The organism is Sphingorhabdus sp. (assembly GCF_046292425.1).
Classification (GTDB): Bacteria; Pseudomonadota; Alphaproteobacteria; order Sphingomonadales; family Sphingomonadaceae; genus Sphingorhabdus_B.
The window spans coordinates 1-23,111 of the sequence record NZ_JBKBQV010000006.1 but is presented as its reverse complement, the minus strand read 5'-3'; the positions used below and the strand labels follow the sequence as shown (position 1 = coordinate 23,111).

The following is a 23,111-nucleotide window of genomic DNA, read 5'->3' as shown; positions in this document are numbered from 1 at the left end:
TGTTGCCAGATGGACAATTTTGCGGCATCTTGCATCAAAGTGAAATTAGACCTCGCCTCGCAGCCCGACATAGCCAAGCCGCATCCAGTTCTGGAGTCTATACGGTTTAGCCCGATTGCAACCGTCGTGAGCGACCCTACCAAAACAGACAATCCTCTTATTGCGGTCAACGCAGCATTTTGTGCGCTCACCGGATACTCTGAATCCGAAGCGATTGGCCGCAATTGCCGTTTTTTGCGTGGCCCCGACACTGAAAACGGCCAAACAGAGAAGTTGCGGTCTGCTGTACACGGGCAACGTCCGGCTCTGGCGGAGCTTATTAACTACCGTAAGGACGGCTCACCGTTCCGTAATGCCGTAATGATTGCGCCCCTGTTTGATGATCAGGGTAATCTTGAACTGTTTGTCGGTTCGCAGATTGAAGTGCTTCCAGAGGAAGAAAGCATCGGCCTGGTGCGGCAGCAGAGGGCGGCGCAAATTGTTGATCGTCTGTCTCCCCGCCAACGCGAAATATTGCAGCAGATGGCGCGGGGTTTCCGCACCAAACAAATTGCCTATCGCCTGTCGCTAAGCGAAAAAACGGTTCAGATGCACCGGATGCTGATGTTTAAAAAGCTGTCGACCTCAAACGCCGCAGATGCAGTTAGAATTGCCGTCGAAGCAGGACTTTGATCCGCTTACGTCATTGAACCTGACTACAGTGCATATGCGGTATTTCACTTTTTTGTACGAACGGGCATTATACTTGCACAGGCCAACAGCGCGGGCTTGAAGGCGAAATGTGTTTCAAGTTCCCCCTCCACATTGAGGCACATTATCTGGTACCCTTTGCCAGCCTTCAATTAGCCAGCCGCCTTCGTCTGTGACCGAAAGTTAAGTTAAGCTCCTTGGAAGTTTCGTTAGTTCCAAGCTGTTATTCGTACCGCCACATCGATGATGTGGCGGTACTTTTTTAACTGCGGGCCATTAGCCACAGCCGTATTGCACTGGCCAGGCCGCACGGTGTATCCGATTCCAGTCGTGCAGCGTCGATCTGCGCTACGACGGCGTTGACCGGCAACCTCTCCCGCTCGGCTGCTGCGCGCAATCTATCCCAAAAAAATGGCTCGAGGCTGATCGACGTCTGATGTCCCGCTACTGTCATACTGCGCTTCACAGGCGGGTGGTAAATGCTCAAGCTTGAACTACCATCAATACATGTGCTGTCCACCGTTGATCGATAACGTCGATCCGGTGATGAAACCTGCATTGTCACTGGTGAGGAATTCAACTCCGCGCGCGATTTCCTGTGGCTCTCCAAGGCGACCAACCGGAATTTGCGCGACGATTTTCTCCATTACGTTTTCAGGGATAGTCGCGAGCATTTCGGTGCCAATATATCCAGGGGCAATGGCATTGGCCGTTACACCGTACCGCGCGCCCTCTGCCGCAAGCGATTTGGTGAAGCCGTGGATACCGGACTTTGCCGCGGCGTAATTAACCTGCCCGATTTGCCCGCCCTGACCGTTGACGGAGCCAATGTTGACAATACGGCCCCATTTGCGTTCGCGCATTCCGGCAAAAACCGCCTTTGCCATGTTGAAGCAACCTGTGAGGTCGACGCGGATAACTTCATCCCATTGTTCGAAGGTCATCTTGACCATGGTGGCGTCGCGGGTGATCCCAGCATTATTCACCATGATATCGATTTGACCATATTCCGCCTCAATTGCGGCGCACGCGTCAAGGCAGCTTTGATGGTCGCCGACATCCCATTTTTGCACGGCAATGCCAGTGCGCTCTGAAAAGGCTTTGGCTGCTGCCTCGTTCCCGCCGTAATTGGCGATGACCAACCTTCCTTTTTCCTTCAATTTTAAGCTGATCGCCTCGCCGATACCTCTGGTTCCCCCAGTAACCACCGCAACTCGTGTCATGCACCGCTCTCCTCGTTCATTCCTTTTTTACGATGATTACCGTGCCAGTGGGCAAGCGCAAGTTACCGTAAACGTTAGTCTGGGAAATTTTCTGCAACGCTGTATGTGATCTCAAAGCCAGCCGCCAAGCTCACGGCGCACGATTACTTCAACCATGTCCATGCCGACATCGCTATCGTTCAAGCAGGGCAGATAAGCGTAATGAGTGCCGCCTTCTTCTTCAAACTGCTCGTGTCCCTGCATTGCCAGCTCTTCAAGGGTTTCGAGGCAGTCGACCGAGAATCCGGGGGCAAAGATCGCAACTTTCTTTGTGCCTTCGCGCGCCAAACGCATGAGCGTATCATCCGTCGCTGGCTCAAGCCACTTCGCGCGGCCGAAGCGCGACTGAAAACTGACGACGAGGTCACGACCCATGGCTTCCGACAGCAGACGCGCGGTTTTCTGGCAATGACAGTGGTAGGGGTCCCCCAAATGCAATGTGCGTTCGGGCATGCCGTGAAAGCTGATGACAATGGCTTCTGGTTCAAAGTCAAGTTTGGCCAAAGACCCTTCAATGGACGTCTTAAGAGCACCAATGTAAGCCGCATCATCGTGATAGGCAGGCAATGTCCGAATGGCAGGATGCCACCGCATCATTGTCAGCGTTGCATATGCCTCATCAAGAACGGTCCCGGTGGTTGCGCCAGAATATTGTGGATACATTGGCGCAATCAAAATTCGGTTGCAACCTGCTGTCTTCATTGCGGCAAGCTGATCAGCGACCGACGGGTTGCCGTAGCGCATTGCGTAGCGGACGTCGGCACTATCGCCCATCCGGACCTGCAGTGCTTCCGCTTGTCCTGCCGTGAAAAATGCGAGCGGCGATCCCTTTTCGGTCCATACCTTTGCATAAGCTTCTGCGGATTTCTGGGGACGCGTGTTCAATATGATGGCGCGCAAGATTGGCTGCCAAATCAAAGGCGGAATCTCGACTACACGGCGATCGGACAAAAACTGCTTTAGATAGCGTTTCACGGCAGGTGTCGTCGGTTCGTCCGGGGTCCCCAAATTAACGAGCAAAACGCCGATTTTTGGCGTCGCTATTGGGGGGTGATCAATCGGTAATGTCATCATAGTCCTCGGGACAATAAAGGCAGTTCGCGAAGCCTGATACCGGCTGCGGAGAATAGGGCGTTGGCAATGGCGGGCGCAACAGCAGGCACGCCAAGTTCGGACACTCCGCCAGGCGCTTCGTCGTTGCGCGCGAATTCAACGGTAATCTCGGGAACGTCTGCCAATTTCGGAAGGTCAATGTCGCGCAAGCGGCGAGCGGTGGGTAGGCCGCTTTCAAAATCAGTGGCGGAGCCCAACGCTTGTGCCAAACCGAAGACGATGCCGCCTTCAATCTGCTGCCGGGCCACGTCGGGATTAATTAGACGACCGCAATCGGCCATGGCATGAATCCGGTCGACACGTACGCCAGTCTCACTGGTCCGTGCGGTGACGATCACGGCGATGTGGCTGCCACGCATGCTGTGGCAGGCGATACCTCGACCGCTGCCCGCGACGCCGCCATCCCATCCAGCCATCGTTGCAACACCCGTAAGGCACCGGGCCAGTCGTGTCTGGCCAACCAACATCTGCATACGGAATGACAAAGGTTCGACACCCGCTTTGTGCGCCAGTTCGTCGATAAATCCCTCAACAAAAAAGCAGTTGTAGCTGTTCGCCAGTCCGCGCCATGGACCCGTTGGCATCGGCATGGAAACCGGAAAATGATCTATGCTGATATTGGGTATGGCATAGGGAATCTGCGCGCCGTCAACTGCTAGCACGTCAAATTCACCTGACGCGGACTTGCGCGCCTCATCCTGTGATTGGCCATCAATCCGATTGGCAAGTTCGCGCATAGTGGATGCAGCGGCGACCTTCAAGGCAATGCCCGTAACCGCCCCTTCCTCATTCATAGCCGCTGACAGCCTGCCCAGGGCAGGACTGCGAACATGATCGCGGAGCAGATCTTCTGCACGCGACCAAGTCAATTGGACAGGTCGGCCAACTTCCTTGGCAATGACTGCGACCTGCGCTGCAATGAGGTTATCGAAGTTGCGGTCAAAGCTGCCGCCGGCCAATACCGGATACAGGACGACGTCATCAGCACTGATGCCAATGGCCTTTGCTGCTGACAGCCGCGCAGATTGTGGTGCCTGCGTTGCCAACCAAAGTTGCAGGCGCCCACTCCGAAATTCTGCCGTCGCCGAACGCGTCTCGATGGGTGCATGCAAAGCGGCCCCGACTGAATAATCCGCCTTAAATATCCGCGTTGCCGTTTCAGGCGCCATGGCGGCATCAACATCTCCGATTTTTGTCGCTCGAAAACCCGGACCTTTGGCAATCGCATTGGATATTGACTGTGCAATTTCGCTGCTATTTGCCATTTGCCCTTTGGTGCGGAACACTGGCGACATTGCATCAAGAGCGTTGTTTGCCGCCCACCAATTACTGCCCACTGCCGCGACCCAGCTGTCGTTCTTCACAACCTGAACCACGCCACGCATTTTGACCGCTGCTTTCGTGTCCGCCGAGAGCAGGCTAGTGTCCCCTGCTGGCCCTGCCCGGACTGAAGCGAAAAGCATGTCAGGCAAACGCACGTCACCTGCAAAGCTTGCGCTTCCATCAACCTTGGCAGACAGATCAAGCCGCGGGGCGTCACGGCCAGAAAGCCGGTTTCTGGGAGACGGATTCAACGGAATCGGCGATGGCACATCAAGAGCAGCGGCCTCAACCACCAGTTCTGCGAACGACAAGCGGCGCTTTCCTGCGGTGACAAAACCCCGGTCGGCCTGACATTGCTCCCATGCAATATCCCAACGCGCAGCTGCAGCTTGACACAGCAAAGTACGTGCTACGGCCCCTGCTTCGCGGCATGGCTTTTCAAATTGCCGGATAGATGATGATCCGCCAGTTACGACAAACATTTCGCGACGGGCCAATTCGTTAATGCTGCCGGCCACAAAGCCGCTATTGACATCGATCGCGACATTCTCGGGCAAAAATGCCGGCGACCATTCTCGTGCCAATAAGGCGTTTGCAAATATCGGGCTAGGAGCAACGGGCTGCACCGCGACTGAGCGCCAGTCAGCACCCAATTCGCCAGCTATGATTTGCGCGAGTGTGGAATATACGCCCTGTCCTGACTCGCTTTGCGGGATGGCGATGACAACTTTTCCGTCCTCGCCAATTTTCAACCAAGGACCGAACAAATGCTCCCCGTCTGCAGCGCGCAAATTGGGCGCGTAACGCCGTGGCCAAAGTCCCCACGCCACCAAAAGCCCAACACCAACGCCGCCGCCAACTAGCAGTTTTCGGCGGTCAATGCCATTTTTGTGCGCTTGCGCTTCGTTCATGCAGCGCCGTCTTTCGGCGAATCAATCCATGTGATGACCTGCCGCGCAATCGCGGCATAAGCACTGCTGATTGGGCCTTCACCTAATGCAGGCGGCGTACCAGCATCGCTTTCCATACGTATTTTAATGTCGAGCGGTATTCGGCCTAAAAAGGGGATGCCTAGTTCCTTCGCAGCCGCCTCCGCCCCGCCGGAGCCAAAGGGATCGCTCATTTCACCGCAATGCGGACATAAATATCCCGCCATATTCTCGACGAGACCAATGATCGGAACTTTGGCGGTATCGAAAAAACTGATGGCGCGCATCGCATCCATCAGCGCAAGGTCCTGCGGCGTTGAAATAATAATTGCACCGATAGGCTTATGCTTTTGAATCATCGATAACTGGATATCGCCGGTGCCTGGCGGCAAATCAACCACGATATCGCGCACATTGCCCCATTTGGCGTCGACAAGCTGCGACAGCGCATTGCCTGCCATCGGACCCCGCCACGCAACGGCCTGCCCTGGATTGACCAATTGCCCCATAGAAAGGAACGGAACCCCCCCTGCGCCTATGACAGGTATCATCATTTTGCCTTCAGCTTCCGGCTTTACGCCTTCCGCGCCCATCAGCCTTGGCTGCGACGGGCCATATATATCAGCGTCAACCAGACCGACCGATCGCCCTGCGCGGGCCATGGCAATAGCGAGGTTTGTCGAGAGGGTTGATTTTCCAACACCGCCTTTGCCGCTCGCAACAGCGATCAGGCGCGGCGTGATGCGTTCTGCGGTCAACATTATACGCACGGACTGCGCGCCAACTTGCTCGGCGGCGGAGCGGACATCGCTTTCAATTTCTGTGCGTTGCTCTGCAGTTAGACCGGATACATCAAGCATCAGTGAAACTGAATTGTCGGCGACCTTTAACCCGCTCGCACGGCTCCCGACAACAGCAGCGATCGCATCAGAAAAGGTGGTAAAATCGGACATGTCTTGCCGAATAGATTCAGAATTGCGGGATTGACACTGTTTTTCTGAAAAACCGTTCCTATAAAGGTGTTATGAGCAAAAAAATCGACAAGCAGGGACCCGTAACTTTGGCAACAGATGGCAAGGGACCGTGGGATTCGCCGGATTCCTCAGACACCGGAGCAGCAAGCAGTTCAAACGGACGCGGCGGCAGCCCCAAACCCGATCCGGTTAACCCTTGGGATCCATCAACTGAACCGGCTGCCCGCGCACGCTCGCGCGGTCCGTCATTAGAAGAACTGCTGCGCAGAAAAGGCGGCGGATTTGGTGGATTGCCGCAGCGTCCAGACGGCAAGAGCTGGTGGCCGCTCCTTATCGGAGCATTTTTCGCTTTATGGCTTATCTGGACCAGTGTGCACCGGATTGGTCCTGAGCAAGAGGGTGTTGTTACGCAACTGGGTAAATATGCCCGCACGGTGCAGCCGGGCATTCAATTTACCTTGCCCGCGCCGATAGAGAACATCACTAAGATAGACACGAGGCAAATTCAGACAACGTCCATAGGCTCGCCTAAGGCAAGCAGCGAGAATCTGGTTCTGACGCGAGACCAGAGCATCATAGACATGGCGTATGACGTCCGTTGGTCAATTAAAGATCCGGAGCTTTATCTGTTCCAGCTCGACAGTCCGCAAGACACGGTCAAGGAAGTTGCCGAAAGTGCCATGCGTGCCGCGGTCGCCAACTTCGACCTCACACAGGCTATTGGCCCTGGCCGTGGCGCTATCGAATTAGAGGTTCGCCGCAGGATGCAGCAAGTACTTGACGAGTATCGCGCAGGGGTGTTGGTCCAGAGTATCTCGATACGTCAGTCGGATCCCCCAGCGGAAGTCAACGACGCGTTCCGTGAAGTGAACGCTGCGCAGCAACGCCGCGAAAGCTACCTTAACGACGCCCGCGCTTATGCCAGCCGGGTGACCGAACTTGCGCTGGGTGAAACCGCCGAGTTCGACAAAATCTACGTACAATATCGTGAGGCGCCTGAAGTAACCAAGCGCCGACTTTATTATGAAACCATGGAGCAAGTGCTTGGTAAGGTCGATAAGACAATTGTCGAAACTGGCGGTGTGACGCCGTACCTCCCGATACCTGAATTCCAGAAAAGGGCCGCTCCGAAGACCGAGCCCGTGACCGTGACAGGGAACAAGCAATGATCAGTACCTTCCTGCGCAACCCGATCTATCTTGCAATGACGGCAATCGGCGCGCTTATCTTGATGAGCATGTCAGTGAACGTGGTGCCTGAAACGCAACAGGCCATTATCAGCAGCTATGGCAAGGTCGACCGTATCGTAAACGCTTACCAGCCGGGTGAAAAATTCGGTCAAACCCGCGCGGGCCTTACATTTCGTATTCCGTTTGTTGAACAGATTCAAATGATCGATAAGCGGGTGTTGAGTGTACAGATGGAACAGCAAGAAGTTTTGTCCACAGACCAACTTCGGCTTCAGGTTGATGCCTTTGCGCGTTTCAGGATAACAGAACCGGCACAGATGTACCGAACTATTCGAACCGAAGATCGGTTGCGCGACCAGTTGCGCACTATTTTGGGATCGTCGCTCCGCAATGAACTTGGCAAGCGAACCTTTGCAGCCCTGTTAAGTGCGGAACGTGGAGAAGTTATGGAGAATATCCAGACCGCCCTCAATCGTGAAGCGCGCAAATACGGCGCCGAAGTGATCGATGTCCGCATCAAACGGGCTGATTTGCCCGCAGCAACGTTGCAGTCGGCCTATAACCGCATGCGCAGCGCCAGAAACCAGGAAGCGATCGCCATCGATGCTGAAGGCCAGAAGGAGGCGCAAATTATCCGCGCTGACGCCGAAGCAGAAGCCGCCCGTATCTATGCTATTAGCTACGGCAAGGATCCTGACTTCTATGATTTTTATCGTGCGATGCAGAGCTATCGTCAGACGTTCCAGAACGGCGAAGGTGCAACAAATGTGATCCTGTCGCCACAGAATGCCTATCTGGAAAAATTCCGCAACGGACGTTAGTCGAAGGATCACACACGTTTGCCGGTTGACCCGGCGCCCATTCAATTGGCGTTAAGCTTTGCCGCGCCAACGATTGGAAGATTTTCGGGCGTATTGCCCATTTGAATAGACGAGAGGAATGATATCCGTGCGTTACGCTTATGCAGTTACCACCGCGCTTCTGATGGCTGGCGGCACCGTTGCTTTAGTAAACGGTAATCCCGTCACCGCGCAAACTGGCCTTGCCGTTTCGGAACAGGTTAACCTCGCTCCAGGCGGCGCGCCTTCGAGTTTTGCTGATCTCGCTGCCCAATTGCAGCCAGCGGTCGTCAACATTGCCACGCGCCAGAAAGTACAGGTAGCGACCAGCTTCAACCCGTTTACTGGCGAACGTCGCCCCGTGACCCAGGAACAAGCGAGCGGCGGTTCGGGCTTTTTGATCTCAAGTGACGGTTATATTGTTACTAACAATCATGTGGTTGCCGGTGGGCCCGCTGGCGATGCTGTCGACCGCGTGACCGTGACGCTTTTTGATGGCAAAGAATATCAGGCCGAGATCGTCGGCCGTGATCCGTCGTCAGATATCGCATTGCTAAAAATCCGCGCTACTGGCTTACCATTTGTAAAAATGGCAGATTCCAAGCAGAGCCGCGTGGGTGACTGGGTGATCGCAATTGGTAACCCGCTTGGCCTTGGTAACACTGTGACGGCGGGAATCATCTCGGCATTGCAGCGGAATATCGGCGCCGGGGGTGCTTATGACCGCTTCATCCAAACCGATACCGCGATTAACCCCGGAAACTCCGGTGGCCCGTTGTTCAACCTTAAGGGAGAGGTGGTTGGCATTAACAACCGTCTGATTTCTCCAGTGGGTGCCAATATCGGCGTCGGCTTTGCCATTCCTGCCGAAGAAGCCGTTCCGGTTGTCGAATCTTTGAAAAAGGGTGTTCGTCCCGAGCGTGGCTATCTGGGCATCAGCATTACGCCAGTGAACGAGAAACTTGCCGATGCCCTTGGTCTTGAAAAAAATCGTGGCGAATTTGTTGCCAGGGTAGTGTCGGGCGAAGGCGCAGACAAGGCTGGGCTAAAGGAAGGCGACATTGTAATTCGCGTTAACGGTCGCGAGGTCACTCCCGAAGCAACGTTATCGTACATTGTTGCAAACATCAAACCCGGTACACGTATTCCGCTAGATATCCTGCGTGAAGGAAAGCCAATGAGTCTGAACGCCTTGGTGGGCACTCGCCCGACTGAGGAAAAACTGGCGCAAGCAACTTTCCCTGAAGACAATGGAAACGACCAGACAAATACAAACGAAAGTTCGGACGTTAAACAGCTCAGAGATTTTCTCGGGGTAACTGGCGTGACGATCGTACCAGAGATCGCTCGCCAGTTAGGACTAGCTCCAGAAACCAAAGGTGTTGCGGTCGCCGTTCCAGGAGTTGGATCGGGTGCCCTTGCAGGCCTTACGCGCCGTGACGTCATTGTATCAGTCAACTATAAACCAATAGCTGATATAACGGATTTGGTGGCGCAAATCGCGTTGGCCAAAAAGAACGGGCGGGAGAATGTTCTATTAGGGGTGAGACGCCTTGGTGGTCCTCAACAATATGTAGCGGTCGGAATAACTGGATAGAGGAACATCTCCTCTATCCAGAAAAAAGCTTAGGCAAATACAGCGTCTTGAACCTCATAAACGGTCACGCCCGTAATTTGCCAGTTGGTATCATAGGTGTAGTCCGCCTGCCAGTGATAACCTTGACGATTTGGATTATTACGCATCCAGTTATCGACTTGTTGGTCGATCTGACCATTGTTTCCGCCAGAAACGGAATCAATTTCGCTGTTGGTAAGTTCGGTTAGCATATTAAATTTCTCCCATTTTTAAAATCATCCCAATGGGAAAATATTTAATAAAAACAATGAGTCAACGCCAAGACTACTGTGCTTACAACGTTTGATGATACCTAGGACATCGACATATGAATATTTTATCCGAGCACTGGCGCCACGACGCCGAAAATACTCTTCCCGACCTCGTTGACCTGCGCCGGGCAATTCATGCCGAGCCGGAGTTGGGTCTGCAAAACCCCAAAACCTTAGCGAAAATAAAGGCCGCGCTTGCTAGCCTGCCTCTGGAATTTCGTGAAGGGCCATCGACAACTGGCCTTATCGCGACCCTCAAAGGCCCCGCCAATGGCCGCACAGTATTGTTGCGCGGCGATATGGATGCGCTGCCGCTGCATGAAGACACTGGCCTCGACTATAGCTCGCTTACCGAAGGCGCGATGCACGCATGTGGGCATGACACCCATGTCGCGATGCTCGTTGGTGCGGCCAAGATGTTGTGCGCCAAACGTGATGGATTGGCCGGTACCGTTCAATTCATGTTTCAGCCCGGCGAAGAGGGCCATCACGGCGCGCGCTTCATGCTGGATGACGGCCTGATTGATCCGCTGCCCGACGCGGCATTTGCCTTGCACATCATGCCCAACGCGCCGCGCGGCGTGTTCAGTGGCCGAAGCGGGCCATTGCTGGCATCGTCAGACGTGTTGACCATCACCGTCAAGGGCGCGGGCGGCCACGCCTCCATGCCGCATGACGCGATCGACCCAATCCCAGTTGCTTGCGAAATCGTGTCCGCCATCCAGACGATGGTGACGCGCAAGATTTCGGTATTCAATCCGGCGGTCATTACCATCGCCAAGATTTCCGCCGGCACGACCAACAACATAATTCCAGAAACTGCGCATTTGCTCGGCACGATCCGCACGCTATCGCCGCAGCAGCGGGCGCGCGTAGCCGAAGAACTGCACCGCCTCGCCCCCGGAATCGCCGCGGCCCATGGCTGCAGCGCTGAGGTTCACATCGAACAGGGCTTCCCCGTGACTGTATGCGACGACCGCGCCGTCCAATTCGGCAAGGCCGTGGTTGAGGATATGTTCGGCGCGGAAAGCTGGATCACACTCGACACCCCGATCATGGGAGCCGAAGACTTCGCTTATGTCCTCGAAAAAGTCCCCGGCGCGATGTTCTTCCTCGGGGCATCACACGAAGGGGATGATTGGCGCACTTGCTGCGGCCTACATTCGAACCGCATGGTTCTGGACGATAGCGTCATGGCCCGAGGCGCGGCGCTTCACGCTGCAATCGCAGAGCGCTATCTGGCCGAGGGGTTTGATTGAACGCCTATTTCCGCGCAGCCTTTTCGGCGCCGCGCATCACGCGAAGTGCGTTACCTTGGGCGATTTTGGCTAGGTCAGCTTTCGAATAACCACGGCGTACCAGCTCGGCGAACAAGGCTGGATAGGTCGAGACATTTTCTAAACCAACGGGTAGTTCATCGACGCCGCCGAAATCACCGCCAATGCCGATATGGTCGACGCCGGCAACCTTGCGGATATGGTCAATATGATCAGCGACTTGGGCAAGCGTTGCCTTGGGCTGCGGGTTCGCGGCGATCCATGCGTCGACAGCCGCCTTTTCACCGACTGGATTTCCAGAAAATTCGGTCTTGGCACGGCCAGCGACTGCGGAACGTTCATATTCCCACTGGCGCCGCTCGGCCGATGTAAAACCGGGAACGAACGTCACCATAACGACGCCGCCATTTTGCGGAAGACGCGTGAGCACAGAATCAGGCACATTACGCGGATGCGGGGTGACGGCACGGGCGTTGCTATGCGTGAACAGCACCGGCGCTGTCGATTTATCCAGCACGTCGTGCATCGTTGCTTCGGACACGTGGCTGATGTCGGCAATCATCCCCAAACGGTTCATTTCGGCCAACACTTCAAAGCCAAAGGGCGACAACCCATCATGCTTGGGCGCGTCGGTGGCGCTGTCGGCCCAATCGGTCGTCAGGCTGTGCGTGATGGTCATATAACGCGCGCCCAGCGCATAAGTCTGCCTTAGAATCTCCAATGAACCGCCGATGGAATGCCCGCCCTCCATGCCAATCAGCGATGCGATTTTGCCCGCCTTCATGGCGGCCTCTACCTCAGCTGCAGTCGATGCATATGTGAAGGCACCGGGATAACGTGCCATCATTTGCCGCACGACGTCAATTTGCTGGATGGTGCGTGTCACCGCCTCATGCTTGGGTAACGCTGCATCGACATACACCGACCAATATTGCCCGCCGAGAAACCCGGCGCGCGCTGTTTTCAGATCAGTGTGTGTTTTGGCCAGCACTTCGGCGGACAGGGCGTTCAGGTCGAACTTGGAAAAATCACGGTCAAACAACTCCGCGATCTGGTGCGGCGTGTCATTGTGACCGTCAATAACGGGGGACTTTGCCAGCACCTCACGCGCGGTTTCTTCCGGCGTTGCGGCCACGGCAGGGATTGCGGATGCCGCCAACGCCATCAAGAGAGGCAACTGCATCAATCTGCGCAAGTTTAAAGCTGAACCGCGATTCTGGTCGTCCATGAAAACCCCCTGCAAATAACCAGCCACGACTTTGCCTGACTTTAGCATCTGTAGGAAAGTGTTTTGTTCTTACGGCACCAAAATAGTGTCGAGTGCCTGTTCTGCTAGCTCGGGATAATCGAGCGTATAGTGCAACCCACGGCTTTCATGCCGCGACAGCGCAGATCGAATAATAAGCGCTGCGACCTCTACCAGGTTACGCAGCTCAATCAGATCAGGCGTGACGCGGAAATGGCTGTAATAATCGGCGACTTCACTACGCAGCAGATCGATCCGGTGCTGCGCGCGTTCCAGGCGCTTGGTGGTGCGCACGATTCCGACGAAGTTCCACATGAACTGCCGAATTTCCCGCCAGCATTGGGCAATGACCACTTCCTCGTCGCTGTCGGTGACGCGGCTTTCGTCCCAGTTGCGGATAGGCGGTGGTGCCGGCAAGCTGTCCCAGCTAGCTTCAATGTGTCGGGCACAAGCATCTCCAAAGACGAAGCATTCGAGCAAGGAGTTTGATGCAAGGCGGTTTGCCCCATGCAAGCCACTTTGCGTCACTTCCCCGGCAGCATAAAGCCCGGGCGCATCAGTTCGGCCATCCAGATCCACGAGCACGCCGCCACAGGTATAATGCTGCGCTGGCACAACCGGGATCGGCTCACGTGTAATGTCGATGCCCAAGCCAAGCAGCTTTTCATAAATGTTGGGAAAATGGGCTTTAACAAACTCCGCCGGCTTGTGGCTGATATCTAGATGGACATAATCGAGGCCGTCACGTTTGATCTCAGCATCGTTGGCGCGGGCGACAATATCGCGCGGCGCAAGCTCGGCGCGATCGTCATAATCGGGCATATAGCGGTGCCCGGTTTTCGGGTTTTTCAAAATGCCGCCTTCGCCACGCACAGCTTCGGTAATGAGGAAATTCTTGACCTCAAGATTGTACAGGCAGGTCGGGTGGAATTGCATGAATTCCATGTTCGACACACGACAGCCGGCGCGCCACGCCATTGCAATGCCATCACCCGTCGCGCCGCGCGGCGCAGTGGAATATAGATACGTCCGCCCCGCACCGCCGCTGGCAAGGACCGTTGCGCGGGCCGTGAAGGTTTCCACCTGTCCCGTCTTGCGGTTGAGTGCATACACGCCGTGGATTCGACCTGAGGTGGAAAAGCGCTCCTGATGCCGTCCGGAAATCAAGTCGACCGCAACCATGTCGGGCACCAGTATGATATTCGGGTGCGCTCTTGCCGCTGCCTCAAGCGCCTGTTGCACCGCCCAGCCTGTCGCGTCGTCGACATGGACGATCCGGCGGTGGCTATGCCCGCCTTCGCGCGTCAAATGCCAGTCATTGCCTTCAAGATTGAACGGCACGCCAAGCTTTGCCAATCGCTCGATTGCCAAAGGCGCATTTTCGACCACGAATTCCACTGTAGTTCGGTTGTTAAGGCCAGCGCCTGCAACCATCGTATCTTCAATATGGTTTTCAAAATTGTCGCCCGGTTCAAGCACCGCGGCAATTCCGCCTTGCGCCCAGGCGGTCGCGCCATCGGATATAGAGGCCTTGGCCAGCACCGCCACCTTGCGCGTTGCGGCCAATTGAAGCGCCGCCGTAAGTCCCGCTGCGCCTGACCCAATGATCAGTACATCGGCGTCCATTTAGGCGGCGCTCGTAAGGCGGAGAAACACGTCTTCAAGGTCAGCCTCCTTGGTTGTAACGTCGACAATCCCAAGGCCAAGCGATTGAATAACAGACAGAACTTCGCCTGCGTTCATACGGTCTTTGTTATAGGTAATTTCGATCGTGCGATCGCCAACCAAGTCCGCTTTTTCGAAAGCTTCATGTGTTGGCGCAGATGCAACGTCGCGGTCCAAGGTCAACACAACGGCCTTTTCCCGCGCCATACCGACCAACTCCCGCGTAGGCTTGTTGGCGATAAGCTGCCCATGATTAATGATCGCAATCCGGTCGCACAATTGCTCGGCTTCTTCGAGATAATGGGTGGTCAAGACGACGGTGACACCTTCACGGTTTAGCTCTTGCACATAATCCCACAGTTGCTGGCGCAACTCGATATCCACGCCAGCGGTGGGTTCATCCAAAACGATCACTGGAGGCGCATGCACCATCGCCTTGGCCACCAGTAACCGCCGCTTCATCCCGCCTGACAATGTGCGGGCATAGGCATCCGCCTTGTCCTCAAGCCGAACAGCTTTCAACAACTCCATCGTCCGCCGCTTTGCCTTGGGCACGCCATACAGACCTGCCTGTAGCTCAAGCGCTTCCTTTGGCGTGAAGAACGGGTCGAACATGATTTCCTGCGGCACAATGCCGATTGATGCTTTGGCATTGCGCGGATGGGCGTCGATATCAAAGCCCCAAATGCTCGCGCTACCTGACGTCTTCATTACCAATCCGGCCAAGATGTTGATCAAGGTAGACTTGCCTGCGCCATTTGGTCCGAGCAGCCCGAAAATCGACCCTTGGGCAACGTTAAAACTGACGTCGTCAAGCGCCTGTTTTCCGCCTGCGTATTTTTTCGACAGATTTTGAATGGAGATAGCTTGTTCGGACATGCACGTGCGATAGCGAACGCTTTGTATCTGTGCAATCATATGGACATAATGGGATGAAATGAGTTGCAGCCGTTATTAGTGCATCGTTAACCATGTTCAGTAGCCTAAAGTTACGGCCTGGCTTCTAAGGTCGTTGCATGCACGATCCCATCTCTTTTCGCTTGTCGGATCTTAAAGCGCCCGTTCTCGGGCTTGGGCTTGCGTTGGGTCTTATGCCATCGGCTGCCATGGCTGGCCCAACACCGGGTGAAGCGCAAATTGCAATCGTCACACCCTTGTCGTTCGTGAATTATGAAAATCTGGACTTTGGACGTATCATTCCAGCCAATGTGGCGGGTACGGTCGCCATTTCCACCAACAATGTGCGGACGGCCACGAACGGCATTGTCTTGGTGGGAAATGATTTTCAGGTTGCCCGTTTTGCCGGAATGGGCGCCCAGAACCAGCGTGTGCGTATCCAGATCGCGCCTGAGACGATATCGCTGACGGGACCCGGCCCTGCCATGACAGTTAACAATTTCGTCATTGGACCGGCGCCAACGCTTCAACAGCTGGGCTCGTCTTCAAATTACCGGATCGCTGCGGCAAATGGCATCTTCACGTTTAGCGTCGGGGGACAATTGAACGTGGGTGCAAGCCAACCCGCAGGCACATACTCAGGTACATTTACCGCAACGCTGGATTATCAATAAGCAATCATTTCTGGGCCGTTGCAGCGCTGCTTTCGCTTTGCTAAGCGCAACCTATGAACAGCAATGACCCTGAAACAATCCGCGTACGCGAACCCCGCATCTCCTGCGATGGCAGTGGCGATATTCCCGCTGCCTTGGGCCATCCACGCGTCTGGCTTCAGATCGATGAAAAAGGTTATGTTGATTGCGGCTATTGCGACCGGCATTTTGTATTGGTGGGCGGACCAGCGGATAACGGTAAGGGCTAACTTGGCCGATCAGACGAGAATTTCGCGCGCTGGCCCCTGCCCCAGAAAATTGGCCGGGCTTGCGCTCGCGCCATAAGCGCCGGCACAAAATACTGCTACCAGATCACCCACATCAGCCCGCGGCAAATGGGCCTTGTCTGATAACTTGTCGAGCGGCGTGCACAAGCAGCCAACAACCGACGCGACTTCTTCCGCCCCGGCACCAAAACGGTTTGCGATCGCAACCGGGTAATTGCGCCGTATAACAGTGCCAAAGTTTCCGCTGGCCGCCAACTGATGGTGCAAGCCGCCGTCAGTAATCAGGAAGGTTTCGCCGCAACTGACTTTCCGGTCGACAATACGCGTCAGATATACTCCAGCTTCGCCAACAAGATAGCGGCCAAGTTCGATGCAGAAATCCGTTCGGGCAAGTGCAAATGGCAAAGCGTCCAATGCCGCACCGAGGGCATCGCCAACAGCGCGGATGTCGAGTGGTTCGTCCCCTGCAAAATAGGGGATGCCAAAGCCGCCGCCCAAATTAACATGTGGGGGCGAAACCCCAATTGCCTCGGTCAAATCGGTGACCAACGCCAATGTCTGCGCCTGCATTTTAATAATCGCATCAGCCTTCAGCGCCTGACTACCCGCGTAGATATGGAATCCGCGATATTCAGCGCCCTCTGCGATAATGCGGTTCACAAGCGTTGGAACGCGTTCAGCATCAACACCAAAAGGTTTTGCCCCACCGCCCATTTTCATGCCCGAGCCCTTTAGGTCAAAGTCGGGGTTCACGCGCACTGCCAGCCGCGGTGCAATACCAAGCCTTTGGCCGATGGCCAGAGCGCGCTGTACCTCACCTTCGCTCTCGCTATTTAGCGTTATGCCAAGCGCAATCGCCTGCTCCAACTCCCGCTCGCGCTTTCCGGGTCCGGCAAAGCTAATCACGCAGGCATTCACACCTGCAGCCAATGCCAGATCAACCTCGCCCCCCGACGCAACATCGAAGCCGTCGACAAGGCTGTTCATCAACGCGAGCACCGGAGGAAAGGGGTTGCCCTTCATCGCATAATGAATGGCCAGCCGTGGCGGCATCGCAGCGCGCAGGTCAGCGATGCGCAGGCGCACGTGATCGGAAGAATAGACAAAGAGCGGCGTATCACCCGCTTGCCCGACCAGAGCGGTCGCCGTCAGGCCACCAATGACAAGTTCGCCCTCAACTGCAAAATAGCCCGCAGGAATTGGTCCGGTCGCCTTCATGCCGAAAGCCCTGATACTAAAAGATTGCGGTCCAGTTTACCGTTCGCGTTCGTGGGAAACACGTCCAACCAGATCACTTCCGCAGGCTGCATGAAATTGGGGAGAACTGATTTCAGATATGCCTTGAGCGCTGCGTCCTCTCCCTCACCGCGCACATACAAAATGATAACCTCGCCTAACCGATCATCTGTGTGGCCAATGGCACAGGCTTCGGCAACTTGTCCGCTTTCCACGGCTGTTTCCTCAATTTCATTTGGCGACACCCGGTTACCGTTGGTCTTGATCATCGCGTCATCGCGGCCGACGAAGGTGAAAAGGCCGTTGGCATCGCACCGCACAGTGTCGCCTGACCAAACGGCCATGCCGCCATAGCTGGAAAAAGCGGGCGCGGGCCTGAACCGCCCCGCAGTGCGTTCCGGATCCCGCCAATAGCCTTGGGCAACCAATGGCCCTGCGTGCACCAGTTCGCCTGATTCGTCCGGCGCAGCTTCGCTGCCGTCTGGGGCGACGACCATGATTTCGGCATAAGGGACTGCCCTACCCATGCTGGTGGGATTGGCATCGATTGATGCTGGGTCAAGATAGGTTGATCTAAACGCCTCGGTAAGGCCATACATCGCGTAAATGTCTGTGCCCCTCCCAAAAATGCTGCGCAGCATTTTTACGAGTTTGGGCGTCAATGCGCCCCCGCTATTGGTCAACCTCCGCATATCATGACATGCTTCCGCTGGCCATTCCTGCTCGGTTAATTGTACCCATAACGGTGGAACAGCAGCCAACGTAGTCACTCTATGCCGCACACAAGCCTTGATAACATCGCGTGGGGTGAGGAAATCGAGCGGAACAACACGTCCCCCTACACGCCAAGTCGAAAACAACTGGTTTTGCCCATAATCAAAACTTAAGGGCAACACAGCAAGTGTGGTATCGTCTGGCCCGAGTTTCAGATATTGCGCCACAATCGCCGCGCCAATTGCCAAGTTCGAATGGCTTAGCATTACGCCCTTGGGGCGACCTGTTGAGCCGCTAGTGTAGAGAATGGCGGCCAACGTTTCCGGACTTGTTGTTGACGGAAGTGGGTCAAGCACGGGAGCACTGGGATCGTCCAATATCTGAACCAGCGTCATATCATCAATTATGTCGAAACTGCCCTTTTCATGCTGGGCATGTTCCGGCACGTCACTCTCCGGCACCAATATATCAGACCCTGAATCCAATTGAGGGTGATGGGGCTTATTGGGTTGATTTCCGCTGTCGCCTGTTAAAACCTCTGCACGGGCCCCGTTGGTAATCAACAATCGCGCGCCGCTGTCGGCCATGATATGCGCGACCTGAGCGGCCTTAAGTAACGGGTTGATTGGTACATGTATTAACGCAGCCCGAACGGCAGCCAGCGGCATCAAGCATGCAACCTCGCTTTTTCCAAGCCAAGTCGCCACGCGGTCTCCAGCGTTCAAACCTTGCAAAGCCAGAAAGGCCGCTAGCCTGCCGGTACGGAGATTTAACTCCTGATAGCTAATATTGCGGTCACGGATCGTGAGCGCGATGGCCGTCGGTTCGCCGAATAGGGGCAGGTGATCGACGGGGAACATCGGCAAATCGTTCAGCATGAGGGCACTTCGTTTAAATTAAAATTGGTGTTTTCATTCAGTAATTTAGCGATAAAAGGTGAATATCACGATAACTTTCATTCGGCGCAGATCGCGACAGGAGACATGTTGGAACGCACATATCAACCATGCCTGTTTGACCGAATGGACTGGCTGGAGTCGCTGCACCGGCTTGCTCTCCCCGGAAAGCCGCCTCTGCTCCTCCATGCACAACAGGATGGCGCCGAAGCATGGATGCCGTTGATGCAAGAAGGAAGCGGCCACCATGTTGCGCTCGCCAATTGGTATTCCTTCCTGTGGCGCCCTATCTACGGTGGCGAATACGACGCAGACACCCGCCTGTCGCTTCTTCGTCAACTTGCTTGCAGTGCAAAAGATTTGACCAAAAGGCTGACCCTGGCACCTGTTCCCGGCGAAGACGGATCGGCGCATGCCATTGCCGCAGCTTTCAGATCTTCTGGTTGGTTCGCAGATTTATCCGAATGTAATCAAAACCATTATGTGCGTCTGCAAGGCCGCAGCTTTGATACCTATTGGGCAACGCGGCCCGGCCAATTACGCAGCACCGTAAAGCGCAAGAGCAAGTCTGCTGCTGTATCGACGCGGATATATTGCACGTTCGATGAAAATGCTTGGGAAGACTATCAACAGGTATATGCCCGCAGTTGGAAGCCATCCGAAGGGAGCCCACAGTTTCTGGAGACGCTGGCACGTCAAGAAGGCATCGCGGGCAATCTGCGGCTCGGTCTTGCGTATATCGATGGCTTGCCGGTGGCTGCCCAGTTTTGGACAGTCGAAAATGACATCGCCCTGATCCACAAGCTGGCGCATGACGAACATTACGTTGCCGCATCGCCAGGCACATTGTTGTCTGCGGCGCTTTTTCGTCATGTCATTGACATCGACCGGGTTGCGGAGATCGATTTCGGGCTGGGCAACGACCCTTATAAACAAGCGTGGATGGAACAAATCCGGCCCCGATATCGAATCGATTTGCTCTTGCCCGGTCATGTGGCCAACTGGCCAGTCATTGCCCGCCACCATCTCCGGCAGTTGCGCGGCAAGGCTGCTTGAATTGAAAGAGAATAATGTCCCATAAAATCGAAAATGCAGTGCGTATACTCTTGTCAGAGGTGCTTGGCTTGACGAGCGCACAGGTATCGGCCTTGTCAGACGACAGCGAATTATTTGGTGCAATTCCGGAGCTCGATTCTATGGCGGTGGCTGGTTTGCTGACCGAGCTGGAAGACAGACTCGATATCATTGTTGATGATGATGAGGTAGATGGCGAGCTGTTTGCCACCTTCGGTGATTTGGTGCGCTTTGCCGAGTCTAAGATTTCTGCGTGAGCCCGGACCCCGTTCACCTGTATTACGAAAGTGCCGGCAATCGCGAATATTGCCTCGGCTTTGGCCACACAGAAACGGATCGAAAAATTCTGATTGTTCCGCCGCTCTTCGACGAAATGAACCGCACAGGGCGCATGATTGTAGAAGCCATGCGCGATTTGGCCCGGCGCGGATTGTTTGCCTACCTTCTGGATTTGCCGGGATGCAATGAAAGTAACGCCCCGTTGACTGATCAGTCCATCACCAGCTGGCAATTGGCGGTTACCGAAGCAGCCAAGCAATTTGGGGTAACGCATATTGCGTCAATCAGGGGTGGATGTTTGCTCGACGATGTAGGCGGCATCCCGAAATGGCGGCTTGCCCCCGTCAATGGCGCCACGCTTGTAAAAACACTGCTTCGCACGCGGATTGCAGGTGACAAAGAGGCTGGCATTTCTACCACTGCCGCTCAGCTGCTGGCCGAAGGACAAAGGCGCGGCGTTCACCTTGCCGGACATCATCTTAGCCCTCAGATGCTTTCCGAACTGCAGACAGCCGTTCCGGTCTCCACCGGCCTGAGCACTGAGGATATGCTCGCAGAACTTTCAGGAACCCCGCTTTGGCGGCGTGCAGAACCGACGGAGAGCGTGGACATGTCCTTAGGAATTGCCGCGCGACTTGATGCATGGAGTGCGACGTGCGGCAGATAGTCGGCTTTATATGTGGTGTGGATCATCTTGCCGGCACGTTGGACATGGCTGACGGGACAACCGGATTGCTGATCATCAGCGGCGGCAACGAAATCCGTAGTGGCACTTTTGCAGGCCAGGCCGACATGGCACGTCATATACAGGCGTTGGGCTACCCTGTCTTTCGCTTCGACCGGCGCGGTGTTGGCGATAGCGAGGGGCTTAACACGGGTTTCGAGAACAGCGCCGACGACATAGCAGCGGCATTGTCGGCATTTCGCGCAAGCGCACCTGCCATCCGCCGCGTGGTCGGCATTGGCAATTGCGACGCTGCCACGGCGCTTTTATCGTTCCCCCACGCAGAAGAATTTTGCGCACTAATTTTATCCAACCCGTGGACCATTGATCCGGCGCAGGCCAGCGGTTCAAACCCGGCCATTAACGCCGCCGCTATCCGCGCGCGATACCGGGCGAGACTAAAGAGCCCCAGAAGCTTTTACGACTTGTTGGCCGGCAGGATTAACATCAGTAAACTCGCAATAGGCATTGCCCGTGCGATAACACTTAACCCATCCTCACAGCTTGCAGCGCGGTTTGGAAAGCAACTTGCGGTGCGGGACATGCCAATCACGATATGCCTTGCCAAGGGCGATACGACGGCCATAGCTTTTCAGGCGGCCTGGAAATCACAAGCGTTTAGATCCGCGCGCAAAAAAGCGAACATTGCTTTGGTGTCTTTCAACACAGCGTCTCACAGCTTTGCCGAGCCGCCTGCACGGGCATGGCTATATGCACAAGTCGAACACGTCCTTAAACAGCAGGGCTAAATTGCCGCGTTGCTGGCTGCCGATAGGCATCAAGCAGAGACGCAACTGCGCGCGCATAGGCCACGCCATCTGCCTCAATGATGATACAGCCATTGTCCAGCCGCGCTAAACCCCGTTCGGCAAATGGCTGCATCCCAGTGGTAATCTCGTCCCGCATTGCGTCGGGGATAGGCCCCGAATTGCCAGTGCAGAGGAGGTTTTCGATTAGCTTACCGCGCAATTGATCGTCGGCATTACGCACCACGCCGCGTACAGCGCACACTTGATGCGCCGATGCGAGCGCTCGGTAATCGCCGACATTTTTTGCATTCTGGATGATGTAGTCGGGAAAATGGCTAATTGCACTTGCCCCCATCGCGACCAGAATATCGCTGTTGTCATCGGTAAAACCTTGGAAATTCCGGCGAAGCTTTCCGACCCGCGCCGCGATCGCAAGGCTATCGTCCGGCTTAGCAAAATGATCAAAACCAATCGCGGCGTATCCCGCTTTTGTGAAGTATCTATATCCAAGTTCGGCCATTGCAAAACGCTCTGCAGAATTGGGCAATGCGCTATCGTCAATCCTTCGCTGACGGGGAAAAAGCTGTGGCATGTGGGCATAGCCAAAAAGCGCTATGCGGTCGGGTGCTAGTCCCGCTGTTATTTCCAGTGTTTCAAACAGATCCTGCTGGGACTGCCCTGGAAGACCATACATCAGGTCGAAATTAATGCCCTTGATGCCTGTTTCACGTAGCTGCCAGATACAATTTTCAATCATGTGCAGTGGCTGTGTTCGCCCAATGGCGCGCTGAATAGAGTCAGAGAAGCTTTGTACGCCAAGGCTGACCCTTGATACACCGCACCGGGCCAGCGTGGCTGCCCATTCAACACTAAAAATGCGCGGGTCAAGTTCCACCGAAATCTGCGGGTCGTCGCACCTGAACATGGTCCGTACACGGTCCATCAACCGGACAAATTCAACCGGCGCGATAGCATTGGGGCTGCCGCCGCCAAAGGCGATATGCCGTATCCGGCCGCGGCCGTCCAATCGTTCTGCAACCTGAATTATCTCGGCCTCAAGCGCAGCGAGATAACTGGTCAGCCGCTTTTCCTTGGACGCCGCGCCCGTATTGCAACCGCAATACCAACAGATCTCGCGACAATAGGGAATGTGCAGATACAGCGATATTGGTGCCTCTGCCGATATATCGCGGACACCCTTTATAAA

General features: G+C 55.2%; 23 protein-coding genes. 11 read left to right on the top strand and 12 right to left on the bottom strand.

Annotation, left to right across the window (positions count from 1 at the left end; all coding sequences use genetic code 11):
- Positions 1–39 precede the first annotated feature (39 nt).
- The gene (locus ACK4S7_RS02425; RefSeq protein WP_409644168.1) at positions 40–672 is read left to right on the top strand and encodes a LuxR C-terminal-related transcriptional regulator; all 633 of its coding nucleotides are present in this window, start codon (positions 40–42) and stop codon (positions 670–672) included.
- Positions 673–952: 280 nt separating this feature from the next.
- On the opposite strand, the gene ACK4S7_RS02420 is transcribed toward ACK4S7_RS02425, so the two are convergent.
- The 5 genes from ACK4S7_RS02420 to ACK4S7_RS02400 all read right to left on the bottom strand — a co-directional run bounded on the left by ACK4S7_RS02420 (position 953) and on the right by ACK4S7_RS02400 (position 6,270).
- Positions 953–1,177 (bottom strand): ribbon-helix-helix domain-containing protein, encoded by a 225-nt coding sequence (locus tag ACK4S7_RS02420; RefSeq protein ID WP_409644166.1) that lies wholly within the window; start codon positions 1,175–1,177, stop codon positions 953–955.
- 13 nt (positions 1,178–1,190) lie between these two features.
- Positions 1,191–1,913, bottom strand: coding sequence for an acetoacetyl-CoA reductase (gene phbB, locus ACK4S7_RS02415; RefSeq protein WP_409644164.1), 723 nt, complete (start codon positions 1,911–1,913; stop codon positions 1,191–1,193).
- Positions 1,914–2,024: 111 nt separating this feature from the next.
- Positions 2,025–3,023 carry a ferrochelatase gene (gene hemH, locus ACK4S7_RS02410; RefSeq protein WP_409644264.1) on the bottom strand — a complete coding sequence of 333 codons (999 nt, stop codon included), beginning with the start codon at positions 3,021–3,023 and terminating at the stop codon, positions 2,025–2,027.
- Positions 3,023–5,299 carry a molybdopterin cofactor-binding domain-containing protein gene (locus tag ACK4S7_RS02405; RefSeq protein ID WP_409644162.1) on the bottom strand — a complete coding sequence of 759 codons (2,277 nt, stop codon included), beginning with the start codon at positions 5,297–5,299 and terminating at the stop codon, positions 3,023–3,025. The genes hemH and ACK4S7_RS02405 overlap by 1 nt, the downstream gene beginning before the upstream one ends.
- Positions 5,296–6,270, bottom strand: a complete 975-nt coding sequence (locus ACK4S7_RS02400; protein ID WP_409644159.1) for an Mrp/NBP35 family ATP-binding protein — start codon at positions 6,268–6,270, stop codon at positions 5,296–5,298. The genes ACK4S7_RS02405 and ACK4S7_RS02400 overlap by 4 nt, the downstream gene beginning before the upstream one ends.
- Positions 6,271–6,341: 71 nt before the next feature.
- Between ACK4S7_RS02400 and hflK the strand changes: the two genes are divergently transcribed.
- The 3 genes from hflK (at position 6,342) to ACK4S7_RS02385 (ending at position 9,917) form a co-directional block, all read left to right on the top strand.
- On the top strand, positions 6,342–7,460 hold the full coding sequence (gene hflK / locus ACK4S7_RS02395; RefSeq protein WP_409644156.1) for an FtsH protease activity modulator HflK: 1,119 nt from the start codon (positions 6,342–6,344) through the stop codon (positions 7,458–7,460).
- Positions 7,457–8,302 (top strand): protease modulator HflC, encoded by an 846-nt coding sequence (gene hflC / locus ACK4S7_RS02390; RefSeq protein WP_409644154.1) that lies wholly within the window; start codon positions 7,457–7,459, stop codon positions 8,300–8,302. Before hflK ends, hflC begins: the two co-directional genes overlap by 4 nt.
- 118 nt (positions 8,303–8,420) lie before the next feature.
- Positions 8,421–9,917, top strand: coding sequence for a trypsin-like peptidase domain-containing protein (locus ACK4S7_RS02385; RefSeq protein ID WP_409644152.1), 1,497 nt, complete (start codon positions 8,421–8,423; stop codon positions 9,915–9,917).
- 29 nt (positions 9,918–9,946) lie between these two features.
- Here the strand turns inward: ACK4S7_RS02385 and ACK4S7_RS02380 are convergent, their stop codons facing one another.
- Complete coding sequence (locus tag ACK4S7_RS02380) at positions 9,947–10,147, bottom strand: hypothetical protein (protein WP_409644149.1); 201 nt, start codon at positions 10,145–10,147, stop codon at positions 9,947–9,949.
- 116 nt (positions 10,148–10,263) lie between these two features.
- Between ACK4S7_RS02380 and ACK4S7_RS02375 the strand changes: the two genes are divergently transcribed.
- Positions 10,264–11,466: a M20 family metallopeptidase gene (locus ACK4S7_RS02375; RefSeq protein ID WP_409644147.1), complete on the top strand. Its 1,203-nt coding sequence runs from the start codon at positions 10,264–10,266 to the stop codon at positions 11,464–11,466.
- Between the two features lie 4 nt (positions 11,467–11,470).
- On the opposite strand, the gene ACK4S7_RS02370 is transcribed toward ACK4S7_RS02375, so the two are convergent.
- The 3 genes from ACK4S7_RS02370 to ACK4S7_RS02360 all read right to left on the bottom strand — a co-directional run bounded on the left by ACK4S7_RS02370 (position 11,471) and on the right by ACK4S7_RS02360 (position 15,274).
- Positions 11,471–12,712, bottom strand: coding sequence for a dipeptidase (locus ACK4S7_RS02370; protein WP_409644145.1), 1,242 nt, complete (start codon positions 12,710–12,712; stop codon positions 11,471–11,473).
- A gap of 69 nt (positions 12,713–12,781) precedes the next feature.
- On the bottom strand, positions 12,782–14,356 hold the full coding sequence (gene nadB, locus ACK4S7_RS02365; protein ID WP_409644143.1) for an L-aspartate oxidase: 1,575 nt from the start codon (positions 14,354–14,356) through the stop codon (positions 12,782–12,784).
- Positions 14,357–15,274 (bottom strand): ABC transporter ATP-binding protein, encoded by a 918-nt coding sequence (locus ACK4S7_RS02360; protein ID WP_409644141.1) that lies wholly within the window; start codon positions 15,272–15,274, stop codon positions 14,357–14,359. It lies immediately after the preceding gene.
- A gap of 137 nt (positions 15,275–15,411) precedes the next feature.
- On the opposite strand from ACK4S7_RS02360, the gene ACK4S7_RS02355 reads away from it, so the two are divergent.
- Together ACK4S7_RS02355 and ACK4S7_RS02350 are read left to right on the top strand one after the other, a co-directional pair.
- Positions 15,412–15,966: a DUF4402 domain-containing protein gene (locus ACK4S7_RS02355; protein WP_409644139.1), complete on the top strand. Its 555-nt coding sequence runs from the start codon at positions 15,412–15,414 to the stop codon at positions 15,964–15,966.
- A gap of 53 nt (positions 15,967–16,019) precedes the next feature.
- A complete protein-coding gene (locus ACK4S7_RS02350; RefSeq protein ID WP_409644137.1) occupies positions 16,020–16,214 on the top strand; it encodes a zinc-finger domain-containing protein in 195 nt (64 codons plus the stop codon).
- 9 nt (positions 16,215–16,223) lie between these two features.
- On the opposite strand, the gene ACK4S7_RS02345 is transcribed toward ACK4S7_RS02350, so the two are convergent.
- The gene (locus ACK4S7_RS02345) at positions 16,224–17,450 is read right to left on the bottom strand and encodes a pyridoxal-dependent decarboxylase, exosortase A system-associated (RefSeq protein ID WP_409644135.1); all 1,227 of its coding nucleotides are present in this window, start codon (positions 17,448–17,450) and stop codon (positions 16,224–16,226) included.
- A complete protein-coding gene (locus ACK4S7_RS02340; RefSeq protein WP_409644133.1) occupies positions 17,447–19,060 on the bottom strand; it encodes an acyl-CoA ligase (AMP-forming), exosortase A system-associated in 1,614 nt (537 codons plus the stop codon). The genes ACK4S7_RS02345 and ACK4S7_RS02340 overlap by 4 nt, the downstream gene beginning before the upstream one ends.
- A 105-nt stretch (positions 19,061–19,165) precedes the next feature.
- Between ACK4S7_RS02340 and ACK4S7_RS02335 the strand changes: the two genes are divergently transcribed.
- From ACK4S7_RS02335 to ACK4S7_RS02320, 4 genes are read left to right on the top strand one after another with little or no spacing between them, the layout of a single operon-like run.
- Positions 19,166–20,134: a GNAT family N-acetyltransferase gene (locus ACK4S7_RS02335; protein ID WP_409644131.1), complete on the top strand. Its 969-nt coding sequence runs from the start codon at positions 19,166–19,168 to the stop codon at positions 20,132–20,134.
- Between the two features lie 14 nt (positions 20,135–20,148).
- On the top strand, positions 20,149–20,409 hold the full coding sequence (locus ACK4S7_RS02330; protein WP_409644129.1) for a phosphopantetheine-binding protein: 261 nt from the start codon (positions 20,149–20,151) through the stop codon (positions 20,407–20,409).
- Positions 20,406–21,098: a hypothetical protein gene (locus tag ACK4S7_RS02325; RefSeq protein WP_409644127.1), complete on the top strand. Its 693-nt coding sequence runs from the start codon at positions 20,406–20,408 to the stop codon at positions 21,096–21,098. The genes ACK4S7_RS02330 and ACK4S7_RS02325 overlap by 4 nt, the downstream gene beginning before the upstream one ends.
- On the top strand, positions 21,086–21,904 hold the full coding sequence (locus ACK4S7_RS02320; protein ID WP_409644125.1) for a hydrolase 1, exosortase A system-associated: 819 nt from the start codon (positions 21,086–21,088) through the stop codon (positions 21,902–21,904). The genes ACK4S7_RS02325 and ACK4S7_RS02320 overlap by 13 nt, the downstream gene beginning before the upstream one ends.
- Here the strand turns inward: ACK4S7_RS02320 and hemN are convergent.
- Positions 21,888–23,111 (bottom strand): oxygen-independent coproporphyrinogen III oxidase (gene hemN, locus ACK4S7_RS02315; RefSeq protein WP_409644123.1); only part of this gene is annotated, 1,224 nt, incomplete at its 5' end. The two genes, ACK4S7_RS02320 and hemN, sit on opposite strands and share 17 nt — an antisense overlap.